The organism is Neorhizobium petrolearium, assembly GCF_017873175.1.
Taxonomy (GTDB): Bacteria; Pseudomonadota; Alphaproteobacteria; order Rhizobiales; family Rhizobiaceae; genus Neorhizobium; species Neorhizobium petrolearium.
The window spans coordinates 1-14,077 of record NZ_JAGGJW010000038.1 but is presented as its reverse complement, the minus strand read 5'-3'; the positions used below and the strand labels follow the sequence as shown (position 1 = coordinate 14,077).

The window sequence follows — 14,077 nt, the reverse complement described above, 5'->3', positions numbered from 1 at the left end:
AGCGAACTTTGCAAACCATCGACAATCCGTTCGGCACGAGATTGTCACCCATGTCTTAGGGACGATCTGTTACCTATGTCTCCGGTATGGACAAGGGTAGTTTGGCGACCCCTGCAGGACTCGAACCTGCGACCTGCTGCTTAGAAGGCAGCTGCTCTATCCAGTTGAGCTAAGGGGCCGATCCCCGCGGCGCCCGGTAACACAATGTCGTGGCCGGACCGCGAAATCAGTGTGTCCAGGGCTGTGTGCGGTTGAAGCGAAAATTGTCCGTGTACGAAACGACCTGGCGGGCCGGGTCCTTCGGCTGGATCACCCGGTATTCGATACCTTCACGCTTGGCATAGGCTTCCGCCTGTTCCTGCGTCTCAAAAGTCAGCCGCAACTGCTGTTTCATATCGCCGGAAGACGTATAACCGAGGATCGGATCGATGCGGCGCGGCTGTTCCTGATCGAATTCCAGGACCCAGAGATGGGTCTTGGCCTTGCCGGACTGCATGGCGGTTTTTGCGGGGCGATAGATCTTCGCGGGCATTCCTGTAACGCTCCATGGATTGGATCGGAGCTTCAGCCTCGCCTGAAAGCGTGGTCGGAGTGGAGAGATTCGAACTCCCGACCCTCTGGTCCCAAACCAGATGCGCTACCAGACTGCGCTACACTCCGTTCCTACGTTGATTGCGAGATACACGGTTCCTTTTTGTGTCGCAACATCAAAATAAGGCCTTAGCCCATCAAAGGAAAAGTTAGTGGGGATCACCACTGATTGCCGATGCGCTTGCTGATCACCTTGTCGCCCACCTTTATGCCAAGCGCCTTCGCCCGGCCGGCGTTGACCTCCAGCACGAATTTCACCGGCCCCTGCGAATCGATGATATCCCGCGAGAAGGGCACGGCGTTCTCCTTGATATGGGAAATCGTGCCGTCTCCCTGGATGAACAGCATGTCGAGGGCGAGAACGGTGTTCTCCATCCACATGGAAACCCGCCGAGCCTGGCCAAAGTCGAACAGCATGCCGTGATCCGGCGCCATTTCCTTGCGATACATCAGGCCATGTTGTCGCTGCGCGTCGGTGACCGCCAGCTCGATCGAAAGCCTGTGAGACTCGCCACCCGCCGTCCTGATCGAAAGCTCGTCGCGCGGGAACGTCATCTCCTGCGCAATCGCCGCCCCCGCCAGGAGCAGAAAAAGCGCCGCAAGGGCGCTTTTGATAACTTTCAACGAAATACGCATCAGTGTGACCGACTCACAGGATTGGGATTGTCGGGATGAATTTCCGCGGCCATCAGGCCTTTCTCGCCAGGCCCGTAGCGGACCAGGACCACCTGGCCGGGGCGCAATTCGGTGAGGCCGAAGCGCCGTAGCGTCTCCATATGCACGAAAATATCTTCCGTCCCCTCGCCGCGCGTCAGGAAGCCGAAACCCTTGGTGCGGTTGAACCATTTGACCAAGGCGCGTTCGAGCCCGCTGGTAGCAGTCACTTGTACGTGCGTGCGAACCGGCGGAAGCTGCGAGGGATGCACGGCAGTCGACTGATCCATGGAGAGGATACGGAAGGCCTGGTAGCCACGATCCCGCTTCTGGATCATCGCCACGATGCGGGTCCCCTCAAGGATCGTCTGGTAACCGTCGCGCCTGAGGCAGGTCACGTGCAGGAGAACATCCTGCATGCCGTTATCGGGAACGATGAAGCCGAATCCTTTGGCCACGTCGAACCACTTTACGACGCCGGTGATCTCGATCAGCTCAACCGGCTCACCCGAGAGCTCCTCGAAACCGGCAACGCCCTTCGATGACATCCTGTCTGCCATATCCTGTCGGCCCCTCGATTACGCGTTACGACGTGACGGTTTAACTGATTCCCGAAGGATAGATTAACATCCCGCTAACCGTCCAGCGCAAGTCCCCGTCTTGGCTTTATCCACCTTCATCTCTATTCAGGGTGGCTTGCTCCAGGCTGACGTCTGCGCCATATCCGTACGGCATTCATCGGAGGGAGACATCATAATGCGTTATCTTCATACCATGGTCCGGGTGAAAGACCTGGATGCTTCGCTTCATTTCTATACAACTGTTTTCGGGTTGAAGGAGATTCGGCGCAGCGAAAACGAAAAAGGCCGTTTCACTCTGGTTTTTCTCGCCGCGTCCGACGACCTCCAGGCTGCGGAGGAAAATCTCGCGCCTTGCATCGAGCTTACCTATAACTGGGACACCGAAGACTATACGGGCGGCCGCAATTTCGGTCACCTCGCCTATGAAGTCGACAACATCTACGACTTCTGCAAGCATCTGCAGGACAACGGCATCACCATCAACCGCCCGCCGCGCGAGGGCCGCATGGCCTTCGTCAAGTCTCCCGACGGCATTTCCATCGAACTCCTCCAGAAGGGCGAGAACCTGCCGGTCGCCGAGCCCTGGGCGTCGATGCCAAATATCGGCACATGGTAGTTCCCTCCGGCGCGGCGCTCTCCAAATCGCCGCGCCGGCCCTCATCCAACCTTGCCTCAAGCTGACCCGGCACTCGCGTGCCGGCCTCAGGCGGCTTGTTCACCCGGCACTTCCGGGAGATGCTCCAAATCACGATTCGACGCGAGCTGACGGGGCTTCCCTTGCCAAAAATGCCTTTCTCTTCTTCGAGCATCCGCATGGCGCTGGCTGCTGCATCCGTTTCCGCCTTGTTGCTGAGCGGCTGCACCACGACGAGGGAAACCGCCGAAGCAGGCTTATCGCAGCTTGAGACGACAAAGCCGGCAAGCGCCAAGGGGATTCTCGCCAAAGGTGGCACCACCGCTTCGAGCCGCTATGTCGATCCGATGATCTCCAAGGCCTCAGGAAAGCAACAAGCCCAGGCGCAAACTCCTCCTGCATCGACAGTGTTGCCGAACGAGAGCGGTTTTCCGGTCGCTCCCACCGCTCCGCAGCCCTCCTCTATCGCCGGCCTCGCGACCCAGCCGACAGCCATCCGTGCCGGCAGCGGCACGATCTTCTCGTCCAATCCGCCCGCTTCCGCGCCTTCCACCTCCCCGTCTGCCGGCGGTCCGGTTCCGGCCGAACTGCCAAGGCGTAATTTCAACGCCACAACCGCAAGCCTCTTCGGTCTTCAACAGGCCATTCCTGCCGCGACATGCGGCACCGATCCGCAGGGCAATCCGTTAACTTGCTGATTCGGCGCTATTTTTGCCCCTAAATTCGACGGCACGACACCTGTCATTTTTTTGCAAAAAAGATGGTTTTGGCGCTTGCGGGAAAGAAATCACCTCTCTATAAGATCGCTCACCGCACGCGCCCTTCGTCTATCGGTTAGGACGCCAGATTTTCATTCTGGAAAGAGGGGTTCGACTCCCCTAGGGCGTGCCACTTAGTTCTCCCAAGCTTTTGTTTCTGCTTCTCTATCTGCTGATCGTCGGCGGCATTTGCGAGCGCCATTTTTTTGCGTCCGCCAAGCGGAAAAAGTGCATTTTTGCGCTTGCGGGAAGTCAGCACCCTCACTATAAGGGCGCTCACCGCACGCGCCCTTCGTCTATCGGTTAGGACGCCAGATTTTCATTCTGGAAAGAGGGGTTCGACTCCCCTAGGGCGTGCCATTCAGCATTTTTTGCATTCCATGTTTTTCATAGTATGGTGCTGGTCAGCAGCAGGCGCCCATCGTCTAGCGGTCAGGACGCCGCCCTCTCACGGCGGTAACACGGGTTCGAGTCCCGTTGGGCGTGCCACTTTCCTCTTCAAAATGAACTGATCGTGTTTATACCGCTTTTGCCGCGTCGAGCAGGCGGAGCTGGATCCGGCGGTTGCCCTGCCAGTGGTCGGCGCTCAGGCAACCGGCGGCGTGGATCTGGCTTCCCCGCGAATTGAGCAGCATGTTTCCGAGCGGCGTTTCAGCGGCGCGGAAAGCGATTCCTTCAATCCGTGAGCCGTCCACCGCCTCCAGCGTCACCTTGATATGCGCCGTGCCGACCAGCCGCGCATCCTTCAGCCGATGGGCAGGGATCGCAAAGACCGGCTGGGCATGGCCGGAGCCATAGGGGCCAGCCTGTTCGAGCATATCAAAAAGCTCCAGCGTCGCACCGGAAGCCGACAGAGCGCCATCGATCTTCAGCACATGGTTGGCGACGAGGCCCGGCACGCTTTCACCGGCCATCTCCTCGAAGAATGCGCGCAGACGCCCGAGATTGGCGCGCTCGACTGTCAATCCCGCCGCCATGGCATGACCACCACCCTTGACGAGCAGGCCAGCGCCGACGGCGGCCCGAACCATGCGACCCATGTCAAAACCGTTGATCGAGCGGCCGGATCCCATCCCCTTGCCGGACGGATCGAAAGCGATCGCAAAAGCGGGCCGTCTGAACTTCTCCTTCAGCCGCGCGGCAATCAGCCCGACGATACCAGGGTGCCATTTCTCGCTTGCCGTCACCAGCACTGAAGCGCCCTCGCCCGTTCCGTATTCGGCGAGCACTTCGGCTTCCGCTTCGGCGAGCATGGCCGCCTCCATCGCCTGCCGTTCACGGTTGAGCTCATCCAGCCGACCGGCGATCTCTTCGGCCTCGATCGCATCGTCCAGCGTCAGCAGACGACTGCCCAGCGCCGCATCCCCGATACGGCCACCGGCATTGATACGCGGACCGACGAGGAAGCCCATGTGATAGGGCGTCACCGGTCCGCCAAGCCCTGCCTTGCGAAAAAGCGCTGCGAGACCCGCATTGCCCATATGGCGCGCGGCAAGCAGCCCCTTGACCACGTAGGCGCGATTGAGGCCCTTGAGCGGCACCACATCGCAGACGGTCGCGAGCGCCACGATGTCCAGCCAGGCGAGCAGGTCGAGCGACTTGGCGCGCGGATCGCCGCGCTCACGCAGGAGACGCGCGGCGGCTACAAGAACCATGAAGACGACGCCCGCCGCACAGAGATGCCCCTGCCCGGACAGGTCATCCTCGCGGTTGGGATTGACGAGCGCCAGGCATGGGGGCAGTTCGTGGCCGAGCTGGTGATGGTCGATGACCACGACGTCGCAGCCTTCGTCTCGGGCCGCAGCGAGGGCATCGTGGCTGGTGGAGCCGCAATCGACGGTGACGATGAGGCCTGCGCCGTTGGCGATCAACTGGCGGATCGCCGTCGGATTGGGGCCGTAGCCCTCGAAGATGCGATCTGGAATGTAGATTTCCGCCTCAACGCCGAAATGCCGGAGGAAGCGATAGAGGAGCGCAGAAGAGGCCGCGCCGTCGACGTCGTAATCACCGAAGATCGCTACCTTCTCGCGCCTTGCGATGGCATCGGCCAGACGGTTCACCGCCTTTTCGCAATCTGTCAGGGTGAAGGGCTCCGGCATCAGCGAACGGATGGTCGGATCGAGGAAGGCCGGAGCATCGTCGAGCGTAACGCCACGGCCGGCCAAAACGCGGGCGACAAGATCGGGGATGCCATGGATCTGGGCAATCGCGAGCGCCCTGTTTTGCGCCGCCTGGTCGAGACGCGACACCCAGCGCTGATCGCTTGCGGAGCGTTCAACACCCAGGAATGCGCGCGGGACGGGATCAACCGTTTCCGCCGCCGACGAAAGCGCGGAGATGAGTCTGGTCATCGAGCGCTTTTAGCGCATTCGAGCAGAAACAGTAATCCACCCCACCGAACCATCGTGTGGATTGCGTCCTCTCCTGGATTTATTGTGAGCTCTCAGAGCGAGAACCAGATTATCGCACACGCGGCCAAGCCTATCAGAGCCGCAAACAGAACGAGCATGAAGCTCCAATTCCCGCGCCCTTCGAAATCGTCACTCGCTTGATCGTTTGCATGGACCAGATGCAAGGTCCGCGACCCCATCAACTTGTCGTCGGCTCCACCAATTCCCAGCCGGTAGGCCTTTTTCCCAGTGTTCATGGTGATCACGCAATCGCCTCCTCGCGATGGTGATTACACCTGACAATCTACGCCCGGGAACCTCGCCCGGCTAGTCATTAAATCCTCATAAGGCTGCTTTTTCGACGGCTGTTTCAGGAACATACCGTCCCTTCCGCGAATAAAAAGGCCGGCAAGGAAGCCGGCCATTTTCCTGAAATCTTAGAAAGCTTTAGGCCGCTCGATGCGGATCACCTGAGGCTCCCCGACGAGATAGCTTTCCGTCTTGATCGCATCAACCGCCTTGCGGATCGAAGCCTCGGTCGTCGCATGAGTGACGAGGATGATCGTCTTGGGGCTCTCGTCGCCGGCTTCCGGTGTTGCGCGCTGCACGATCGATTCGAGCGAGATGGCGTTTTCCGCCATGCGAGTCGCGATCGAGGCAAAGACGCCGGTGCGGTCGGCCACCGTCAGGCGGATGAAATAGCCTCCCTCGTGGCTGCGCATGCGGGCGCGCTTGTAAGGAGCGAGCGATGCAGCCGGCGTGCCCAGCACCGGCACGCGTTGCTCTCCCGGACGGCTCTTGGCGATATCGGCGATATCACCCAATACGGCGGATGCCGTCGCATTGCCGCCGGCACCGGGGCCAACCATCAGCAACTCGCCAAGGATATCGGATTCGATCGCGACCGCATTGGTGACGCCGTCAACCTGCGCAATCACCGTGTCGTGCGGCACCATGGTCGGGTGCACCCGCTGCTCGATACCGCTCTCGGTCTTCTGCGCAACACCGAGCAGCTTGATGCGATAACCGAGATCGGACGCGGCACGGATGTCCTCGATCGAGATATTGGTGATGCCTTCGAGATAGATCTCGTCCGCAGCGATCTCGGAGCCGAAGGCCAGCGTCGTGAGGATGGCAAGCTTGTGGGCCGTGTCGTTGCCTTCGATGTCGAAGGCCGGATCGGCTTCGGCATAGCCCAGTCGCTGCGCTTCCTTGAGGCAGTCGGCAAAGGACAGGCCCTCCTTCTCCATCCGGGTCAGGATGTAGTTGCAGGTGCCGTTCATGATGCCGTAGACGCGCGAGACGGTATTGCCCGTCAGGGATTCGCGCAACGCCTTGATGACCGGAATACCGCCGGCCACCGCCGCCTCGAAATTGAGGAGCGCGCCCTTTTCCTCGGCGATCTTCGCCAGTTCCACGCCGGAGGCGGCGAGCAGCGCCTTGTTAGCGGTCACCACATGGAGACCCCGCTCCAGCGCCGCCCGGACAGAGTCCGCGGCCGGTCCATTGGCGCCGCCCATCAATTCCACGAAAACGTCGATATCGGCTTCTGCTGCCAGTTTCTCCGGCGTGTCGAACCAGGCGATGCCGGAAATGTCGATGCCCCGGTCGCGATTGCGGTCGCGGGCCGTCACGGCCGTGATCTCGATCGCACGGCCGCACGTGACGGCGAGCTCGTTCGCGCGGTTCTGGATGATCCGGACGAGCGAGGCACCAACGGTGCCGAGACCCGCAATCCCGACTTTGAGGGCATCTGACATGCTATTCTTCCTGGTTCCTGGGGAGGAGGAGGCGGACCACGGGACCCGCCTCATGCTAAAAGAAATCCGATCAGCGGCGCGTATTGAGCGAGATGACGTTGTGCATCGTGTCATCCGCCGTCGACAGGAACTTCTTGATGTTGCGTGCAGCCTGGCGGATACGATGCTCGTTCTCGACGAGCGCCAGACGGACGTAGTCGTCGCCCATTTCGCCGAAACCGACGCCCGGCGCGACCGCGACATCCGCTTTCTCGACAAGGAGCTTCGAAAACTCCAGCGAACCGAGGTGGCGGAATTTTTCCGGGATCTTCGCCCAGGCGAACATGGTCGCGGCCGGCGGAGGCACTTCGAAACCGGCCTTGCCGAAGCTCTCGACCATCACGTCGCGGCGGCGCTTGTAGATGTTGCGGACCTCCGCAATGTCGGAACCATCGCCGTTCAGCGCGTGTGTGGCGGCCACCTGGATCGGCGTGAAGGCGCCGTAGTCGAGATAGGATTTCACGCGTGTCAGCGCCGAGATCAGGCGCTCGTTGCCGACGGCAAAACCCATGCGCCAGCCGGGCATGGAGAAGGTCTTCGACATGGAGGTGAATTCGACGGCGATATCCATCGCGCCCGGCACCTGCAGCACAGATGGCGGCGGCTCGCCTTCGAAGTAGATTTCCGAATAGGCCAGATCCGAAAGCACGATGATGTCGTGCTTCTTCGCGAAGCTCACCACTTCCTTGTAGAAATCGAGCGATGCCACATGTGCCGTCGGGTTGGACGGATAGTTGAGAATCAACGCCAGCGGTTTCGGGATCGAATGCTTCACGGCGCGTTCGAGCGGCGGGAAGAAACTGTCGTCCGGCTCGACCGACATGGAGCGGATCACGCCGCCCGCCATCAGGAAGCCAAAGGCATGGATCGGATAGGTCGGGTTCGGGCAGAGGATCACGTCGCCTGGCGCGGTGATCGCCTGCGCCATATTGGCAAAGCCCTCCTTTGAACCCAGCGTCGCGACGACCTGGGTCTCAGGGTTCAGCTTGACGCCGAACCGGCGAGCGTAATAGGCGGCCTGGGCGCGGCGCAGGCCCGGGATACCCTTGGAAGACGAATAGCGGTGCGTGCGCGGGTCCTGTACCACTTCGCATAGCTTATCGACGATCGCCTTCGGCGTTGGAAGATCGGGATTGCCCATGCCGAGATCGATAATGTCGGCGCCACCCGCTCGCGCGCTCGCCTTCAAACGGTTGACCTGTTCGAAAACGTAGGGCGGCAGACGCCGGACTTTATGAAACTCTTCCATGGCTCCCTCGAAAAAATGGATGCGGAAAGCAGGCCTCATTGCGCTGCTTCGTGGCGCATCCTAGACGATTTGTGATTTGCGGCCAAACGGGCCGAAACGCAAGCGCTATTTGGCGATGTTGGCCAAGGCGTCGTTACCGTGCTCGGCAGCGAGCTTGCGATATTCGGCAACGCGTCGCTGATACTCGGCTTCCGAGATCGAGCCGGTCCTGCGGGCGCGGGCGAGTGCGGCAAGGCGCGGCTCGCTCTTGTGGTAATCGTCATCTTCGATCTGCTCTGCGGCAGCCGTCAAAGTCGGGGCGAAGGTGGGATAGGTGCCGGTATTTTTCTTGACGAGCGGGCCGGGCGGCGTCGAGGTGCTGGACTGGGCAATGACGGCGGGCGGCGGCGTATTCGGGATGCCGTCGTCGAGGGCAAAACTCTGGCTGTTGCACCCTGTCAGAAGAGGCAATGCGCCAAGACCCACCCATAGCGGTATGCCGACGATTCCATGCCTCAGTTTTTTCATTTCCGTAACCCAGTTTCCGTGCCGGCAATATATCTATCCGAACGCGCCGATCGCTGGCACTTGTATTCGCTTTCGGGCACAATGTACAAACGAAAACAAACGAGAACTCGCTGGGAGGCCGTGTGTGACGGAAAAGACCGAGGATAAGGGCGGCACGGGACAGGAATTTCCGGGCTTCGATCCCAAATCGGTCGAGGCCTACATGGTCAAGGACCCGCATGCGCTTGCGATGAACGTCGCCCGGGCGCTGGAGAATCTCGGCAAGGCGGCGTCGGAATGGCTCAAGCCTCGTGAGAGTGGCGAGGTCATCGATTCGGTCACCGACCCGATGACCGATCTCGTGAAGACGCTCTCGAAAGTGACGGAATACTGGATCTCCGATCCGAAGCGGACGCTGGAAGCGCAGACACTGCTTTTCTCGAGCTACATGAGCATCTGGATGCGCAGCCTGAGCCAGTTCTCCGGCCAGCCGGTCGAACTCGCGCCGGAAATGTTGCCCAACGACAAGCGTTTTGCCGACCCCGACTGGGTGAAGAACCCGTTCTTCGCCTTTTTGAAGCAGGTCTATCTGGTCACCGCCTCCTGGGCAGAAAAGCTGGTCAGTGACGCCGAGGGGCTGGACGAACACACCAGACATAAGGCCGCTTTCTACGTGAAGCAGATCACGGCGGCTCTTTCGCCGGTCAATTTCGCGCTCACCAACCCGGAAGTCTATCGCGAGACAATCGCGTCCAGCGGCGCCAACCTCGTGGCCGGCATGAAGATGCTCGCCGAAGACATCGCCGCCGGCGGCGGGGAACTGAGGCTGCGCCACACGGACGCGACCAAGTTCGCTATCGGCCACAATCTGGCGCTCACGCCGGGCAAGGTCATCGCCCAAAGCGAAATTTGCGAGGTGCTGCAATACGAGCCTTCCACCGAAACGGTGCTGAAACGGCCACTGATGATCGTGCCGCCCTGGATCAACAAGTTCTACATTCTCGATCTCAACCCGCAGAAGAGCTTCATCAAGTGGTGCGTCGATCAGGGCCACACTGTCTTCGTCATCTCCTGGGTCAACCCGGACGAGCGGCACGCTAGGAAGGATTGGGAATCCTATATGCGCGAGGGGATCGATTTCGCGCTCGAAACGATCGAAAAGGCGACCGGCGAGAAGCAGGTCAATGCAGTTGGCTATTGCGTCGGGGGCACGCTGCTTGCGGCCACGCTCGCCTATCACGCAAAGGAGAAGAACCGCCGGATCGCTTCCGCGACCTTCCTCACGACGCAGGTGGATTTCACCCATGCGGGCGATCTGAGGGTTTTCGTCGACGAGGAACAGATCGCTGCGATCGAAAAGCAGATGGATGCGGCCGGCTTTCTCGAAGGTTCGAAGATGGCAACCGCCTTCAACATGCTGCGCGCTTCCGAACTCATCTGGCCCTATGTCGTCAACAACTACCTCAGGGGCCAGGAGCCACCGCCCTTCGATCTGCTTTACTGGAACTCCGATTCGACCAGGATGGCGGCCGCCAACCACGCCTATTACCTGCGCAACTGCTATCTCAGCAACAATCTGAGCAAGGGCCAGATGAAGCTCGGCGGCAAGGTGGTTTCACTCAAGGACATCAAGATCCCGGTCTACAATCTCGCAACCCGCGAAGATCATATCGCGCCGCCGAAATCCGTCTTCCTCGGCTCTTCGCTGTTCGGCGGGCCTGTCGATTTCGTGCTGACCGGCTCCGGCCATATTGCCGGCGTCGTCAACCCGCCCGACAAACAGAAGTACCAATACTGGACGGGTGGCAAGGTGAAGGGAGATTTCGAGGATTGGTTTGCCAAGGCTGAGGAGAGCAAGGGGTCCTGGTGGCCACATTGGCATCAATGGATCGAGGCGAAGAACGAGGCCCAAGTCCCGGCCCGCAAGCCCGGCGGCTCGGCACTCAACGCGATTGCCGACGCGCCCGGCACCTATGTGCTTGCCCGCATCTAACCGACCTTCGCCATGCGCTTTAATCCCCCGCTCGTTCCCGCGACCCTTTTGCAGCGCTACAAGCGCTTCCTCTTCGATGCGGTCGCAGAGGACGGCAGGCCGTTTACCGGCTCCTGCCCCAATACCGGCTCGATGCGTGGGCTGACGGCTCCAGGTTCACGTATCTGGGTGTCGCTGCATGACAGCCCGACCCGCAAATACCGGCACATGTTCGAGATGGTCGAGGTGGATGGCGAAACGGTCGGCATCAATACCGGCCTGCCGAACCGGCTTGCAGAGGAGGCAATCCGTGCCGGTCTTATCCCGAGCCTCGCCAGCTACGGGGCGATTTTGCGCGAACAGCGCTATGGCCGCAATTCGCGCATCGATTTCCTGCTCTCCGGCGATGGCCTGCCGGATGCCTATGTCGAAGTGAAGAACGTCCATTTCATGCGGGAAACCGGATTGGCCGAATTCCCCGATACCGTGACCAAGCGCGGCGCCAAGCATCTGGAGGAACTGGGCGACATGGCGGAAGCCGGTCACCGGGCGGTGATGATCTACCTGATCCAGCGGCACGATTGCACGCGCTTTTCGATCTGCGCCGACCTTGACCCGCTTTATGCCCTGGCCTTCGACCGGGCAAAATCCCGCGGCGTCGAAGCCTATGCCGTCCGCTGCCGCGTTTCGCCCGAAGAGATCGTTCCTTCCGGGCTGATCCCGGTCGACGGTGTCGCTTAGCAAAACCGCTCGCGATTCGCTGAACCCGATGGACGAACCCTGCCCTGCTGCTTTATGAACGGAGGAATTGCGAGAGGAGAACCATGGTCAACTACATCGAGGCGGTCTCCGCCCCCCTTAAGAACACGGGCGCGATCCGTCTCTATACTCCGGAAGACTTTGCCGGCATGCGCAAGGCCTGCCTGCTCACGGCGCGCTGCCTCGACGAACTCGCGTCGATCGTCAAGCCCGGCGTCACCACCAATGCGATCGACCGCTTCGTCTTTGAGTTCGGCATGGATCATGGTGCCCTGCCCGCCACGCTGAACTATCGCGGCTACAAATATTCGGTCTGCACCTCGATCAACCACGTCGTCTGCCACGGCATGCCGGATGACAAGCCGCTGCGCGAAGGTGATATCGTCAATATCGACGTCACCTATATCCTCGATGGCTGGCACGGGGATTCGAGCCGCATGTATCCTGTCGGGCAGATCAAGCGCGCCGCCGAGCGCCTGCTCGAAGTCACCTACGAATGCCTGATGCGCGGCATCGCGGCCGTCCGCCCCGGCGCGCGCACCGGCGCGATCGGCGAAGCGATTCAGACCTATGCGGAAGCGGAGCGTTGCTCGGTGGTGCGCGATTTCTGCGGCCATGGCGTCGGGCGGCTTTTCCATGACTCGCCAAACATACTGCATTACGGCCGGGCCGACGAAGGCCCGGAAATGAAGGAAGGCATGATCTTCACGATCGAGCCGATGATCAATCTCGGCAAACCGCATGTGAAAGTGCTTTCCGACGGCTGGACGGCGGTTACCCGCGACCGCTCGCTTTCGGCACAATACGAGCACGCCGTCGGCGTAACGGCGACAGGCTGCGAGGTCTTTACGCTATCGCCCGCCGGCCTCGACCGCCCCGGCCTGCCGCCGCTTTCGAGGTAGCGATGGCGAACCGCTCGGCCCCGCCGGACGATCAGGCGTCCTTCATCGAGGACGAGCGCGGCTTTTTTGCCGAACAGCTTTCCAAACCGAAAGCCATCAGGAAATCGGCGGCTCTGGACAAGGAAGAGCCGGCCGCCCACTACCACGGCCATCGCGAGCGGCTGCGCACCAAGTATCGCGATCACGGCGACACCGCACTCGCCGACTACGAAATCCTCGAACTCCTGCTCTTCCGGCTGATCCCGCGGCGCGACACCAAACCGATCGCCAAGGCGTTACTCGACCGGTTTGGGACGCTGGCCGGCGTGTTCGGCGCCCCGGCCTCACTGCTGCAGGAAGTCAAAGGCATCGGCGAAGCCGTGGCGTTCGACCTGAAGCTCATCGCGACCGTCGGCCAGCGGATGCTGAAAAGCGAGTTGCGCGGCAAGCAGGTGCTCTCCTCCTGGTCGTCGGTCATCGATTATTGCCATGCGGCCATGGCCTACGAATCCCGCGAGTAGTTCCGCATCCTCTTTCTCGACAAGCGCAATGCGCTGATCGCCGACGAGGTGCAGGGTCACGGCCCGGTCGACCACACGCCGGTCTATCCGCGCGAAGTGGTGCGCCGAGCGCTGGAACTCTCCGCCACCGCCATCATTCTGGTCCACAACCATCCCACTTAGCCTACTCTCATCACGCTGGATCACGCTCAAGCACGTTGAAACATCATGGTTTTTCAGGCTTGCGTACCGGCGGCGGCTTTGGCAAACTGGGGGCTGTTTAAGGGGTAGCGGATGGCCTGCAGATCCCGAGCGCCGATCCCTATTTCCTCGACCGATCCCAGTTGCCGAGAAGGGAGAACGCCGTGCCGAGCCTGACCGATTCCGCCATTCGACAAGTGCTGAAGCGCGTGGAGAGCAACCGCAAGCAGGAGAACCTGGCGGATGGTGAAGGCCGCGGAACCGGCCGCCTGATCCTGGTTCTCAAACCGATGCCGAAGCGGGTGACGGCCGACTGGATGGCGCAGCAATGGCGCGACGGAAAACGCACCAAGAAAAAGCTCGGAGCCTATCCGTCAATGTCCCTCGCCCAGGCGCGGGAGATCTTCAAGCGCGACTTCGCCGACGTCATCCAGAAGGGCCGCAGCATCAAGATCGCGACCGACACGCGTCCTGGTACCGTCGCCGATCTCTTCGAGGGCTACGTGGCATCTTTGAAGGCAGCCGGCAAGCCGTCCTGGAAGGAAACGGAAAAGGGCCTCAACAGAATCGCCGACACGCTTGGACGCAATCGGCTTGCTCGCGATATTGAGGCTGAGGAACT

Annotated in this window: 14 protein-coding genes, 5 tRNA genes and 1 pseudogene; 10 read left to right on the top strand and 10 right to left on the bottom strand. The window is 60.8% G+C overall.

Annotated features, from left to right (window positions below):
* Positions 1-102: 102 nt before the first annotated feature.
* The 5 genes from J2046_RS33200 to J2046_RS33180 form a co-directional block, all read right to left on the bottom strand.
* Positions 103-179: transfer RNA gene (locus tag J2046_RS33200), tRNA-Arg, on the bottom strand.
* A 47-nt stretch (positions 180-226) separates the two neighbouring features.
* Positions 227-532 carry an ETC complex I subunit gene (locus J2046_RS33195; protein WP_210059038.1) on the bottom strand — a complete coding sequence of 102 codons (306 nt, stop codon included), beginning with the start codon at positions 530-532 and terminating at the stop codon, positions 227-229.
* Between the two features lie 51 nt (positions 533-583).
* A tRNA-Pro gene (locus J2046_RS33190) sits at positions 584-660 on the bottom strand.
* Between the two features lie 90 nt (positions 661-750).
* Positions 751-1,227 carry a DUF192 domain-containing protein gene (locus tag J2046_RS33185; protein WP_210059037.1) on the bottom strand — a complete coding sequence of 159 codons (477 nt, stop codon included), beginning with the start codon at positions 1,225-1,227 and terminating at the stop codon, positions 751-753.
* A complete protein-coding gene (locus tag J2046_RS33180) occupies positions 1,227-1,805 on the bottom strand; it encodes a cold-shock protein (protein WP_210059036.1) in 579 nt (192 codons plus the stop codon). Before J2046_RS33180 ends, J2046_RS33185 begins: the two co-directional genes overlap by 1 nt.
* A 196-nt stretch (positions 1,806-2,001) precedes the next feature.
* Between J2046_RS33180 and gloA the strand changes: the two genes are divergently transcribed.
* The 5 genes from gloA to J2046_RS33155 all read left to right on the top strand — a co-directional run bounded on the left by gloA (position 2,002) and on the right by J2046_RS33155 (position 3,707).
* The gene (gloA, locus tag J2046_RS33175) at positions 2,002-2,442 is read left to right on the top strand and encodes a lactoylglutathione lyase (RefSeq protein ID WP_210059035.1); all 441 of its coding nucleotides are present in this window, start codon (positions 2,002-2,004) and stop codon (positions 2,440-2,442) included.
* Positions 2,443-2,639: 197 nt separating this feature from the next.
* Positions 2,640-3,158 (top strand): hypothetical protein, encoded by a 519-nt coding sequence (locus J2046_RS33170; RefSeq protein ID WP_210059034.1) that lies wholly within the window; start codon positions 2,640-2,642, stop codon positions 3,156-3,158.
* A 118-nt stretch (positions 3,159-3,276) separates the two neighbouring features.
* Positions 3,277-3,351: transfer RNA gene (locus J2046_RS33165), tRNA-Glu, on the top strand.
* Positions 3,352-3,503: 152 nt separating this feature from the next.
* A tRNA-Glu gene (locus J2046_RS33160) sits at positions 3,504-3,578 on the top strand.
* Between the two features lie 54 nt (positions 3,579-3,632).
* A tRNA-Glu gene (locus tag J2046_RS33155) sits at positions 3,633-3,707 on the top strand.
* Positions 3,708-3,736: 29 nt separating this feature from the next.
* Here the strand turns inward: J2046_RS33155 and recJ are convergent.
* From recJ to J2046_RS33130, 5 genes are all read right to left on the bottom strand, one after another.
* Entirely contained in the window at positions 3,737-5,569 is a 1,833-nt protein-coding gene (gene recJ, locus J2046_RS33150; protein ID WP_210059033.1) for a single-stranded-DNA-specific exonuclease RecJ, read from the bottom strand.
* Between the two features lie 92 nt (positions 5,570-5,661).
* Positions 5,662-5,874, bottom strand: a complete 213-nt coding sequence (locus J2046_RS33145) for a hypothetical protein (protein WP_210059032.1) — start codon at positions 5,872-5,874, stop codon at positions 5,662-5,664.
* 171 nt (positions 5,875-6,045) lie between these two features.
* On the bottom strand, positions 6,046-7,368 hold the full coding sequence (locus J2046_RS33140; protein WP_210059031.1) for a homoserine dehydrogenase: 1,323 nt from the start codon (positions 7,366-7,368) through the stop codon (positions 6,046-6,048).
* A 70-nt stretch (positions 7,369-7,438) separates the two neighbouring features.
* Positions 7,439-8,656, bottom strand: a complete 1,218-nt coding sequence (locus J2046_RS33135) for an LL-diaminopimelate aminotransferase (protein ID WP_037155344.1) — start codon at positions 8,654-8,656, stop codon at positions 7,439-7,441.
* Between the two features lie 105 nt (positions 8,657-8,761).
* A complete protein-coding gene (locus J2046_RS33130; RefSeq protein ID WP_210059030.1) occupies positions 8,762-9,163 on the bottom strand; it encodes a hypothetical protein in 402 nt (133 codons plus the stop codon).
* Between the two features lie 124 nt (positions 9,164-9,287).
* Between J2046_RS33130 and J2046_RS33125 the strand changes: the two genes are divergently transcribed.
* The 5 genes and pseudogenes from J2046_RS33125 to J2046_RS33105 all read left to right on the top strand — a co-directional run.
* Positions 9,288-11,135 carry a PHA/PHB synthase family protein gene (locus J2046_RS33125; protein ID WP_325169818.1) on the top strand — a complete coding sequence of 616 codons (1,848 nt, stop codon included), beginning with the start codon at positions 9,288-9,290 and terminating at the stop codon, positions 11,133-11,135.
* A 12-nt stretch (positions 11,136-11,147) separates the two neighbouring features.
* The gene (gene sfsA / locus J2046_RS33120; RefSeq protein WP_210059028.1) at positions 11,148-11,855 is read left to right on the top strand and encodes a DNA/RNA nuclease SfsA; all 708 of its coding nucleotides are present in this window, start codon (positions 11,148-11,150) and stop codon (positions 11,853-11,855) included.
* An 83-nt stretch (positions 11,856-11,938) separates the two neighbouring features.
* Positions 11,939-12,775 carry a type I methionyl aminopeptidase gene (gene map, locus J2046_RS33115; RefSeq protein ID WP_210059026.1) on the top strand — a complete coding sequence of 279 codons (837 nt, stop codon included), beginning with the start codon at positions 11,939-11,941 and terminating at the stop codon, positions 12,773-12,775.
* Positions 12,776-12,777: 2 nt separating this feature from the next.
* A pseudogene (locus tag J2046_RS33110) lies at positions 12,778-13,434 on the top strand (JAB domain-containing protein); the annotation flags it as partial.
* A 185-nt stretch (positions 13,435-13,619) separates the two neighbouring features.
* The coding region (locus J2046_RS33105; RefSeq protein WP_210059025.1) for an Arm DNA-binding domain-containing protein at positions 13,620-14,077 on the top strand (458 nt) is incomplete at its 3' end.

Bases quoted from the DNA above. Each gene is read 5' to 3' on its own strand.
- J2046_RS33195 (WP_210059038.1), bottom strand. From the start codon at position 532: ATGCCCGCGAAGATCTATCGCCCCGCAAAAACCGCCATGCAGTCCGGC.
- J2046_RS33185 (WP_210059037.1), bottom strand. From the start codon at position 1,227: ATGCGTATTTCGTTGAAAGTTATCAAAAGCGCCCTTGCGGCGCTTTTT.
- J2046_RS33180 (WP_210059036.1), bottom strand. From the start codon at position 1,805: ATGGCAGACAGGATGTCATCGAAGGGCGTTGCCGGTTTCGAGGAGCTC.
- gloA (WP_210059035.1), top strand. From the start codon at position 2,002: ATGCGTTATCTTCATACCATGGTCCGGGTGAAAGACCTGGATGCTTCG.
- J2046_RS33170 (WP_210059034.1), top strand. From the start codon at position 2,640: ATGGCGCTGGCTGCTGCATCCGTTTCCGCCTTGTTGCTGAGCGGCTGC.
- recJ (WP_210059033.1), bottom strand. From the start codon at position 5,569: ATGACCAGACTCATCTCCGCGCTTTCGTCGGCGGCGGAAACGGTTGAT.
- J2046_RS33140 (WP_210059031.1), bottom strand. From the start codon at position 7,368: ATGTCAGATGCCCTCAAAGTCGGGATTGCGGGTCTCGGCACCGTTGGT.
- J2046_RS33135 (WP_037155344.1), bottom strand. From the start codon at position 8,656: ATGGAAGAGTTTCATAAAGTCCGGCGTCTGCCGCCCTACGTTTTCGAA.
- J2046_RS33130 (WP_210059030.1), bottom strand. From the start codon at position 9,163: ATGAAAAAACTGAGGCATGGAATCGTCGGCATACCGCTATGGGTGGGT.
- sfsA (WP_210059028.1), top strand. From the start codon at position 11,148: ATGCGCTTTAATCCCCCGCTCGTTCCCGCGACCCTTTTGCAGCGCTAC.
- map (WP_210059026.1), top strand. From the start codon at position 11,939: ATGGTCAACTACATCGAGGCGGTCTCCGCCCCCCTTAAGAACACGGGC.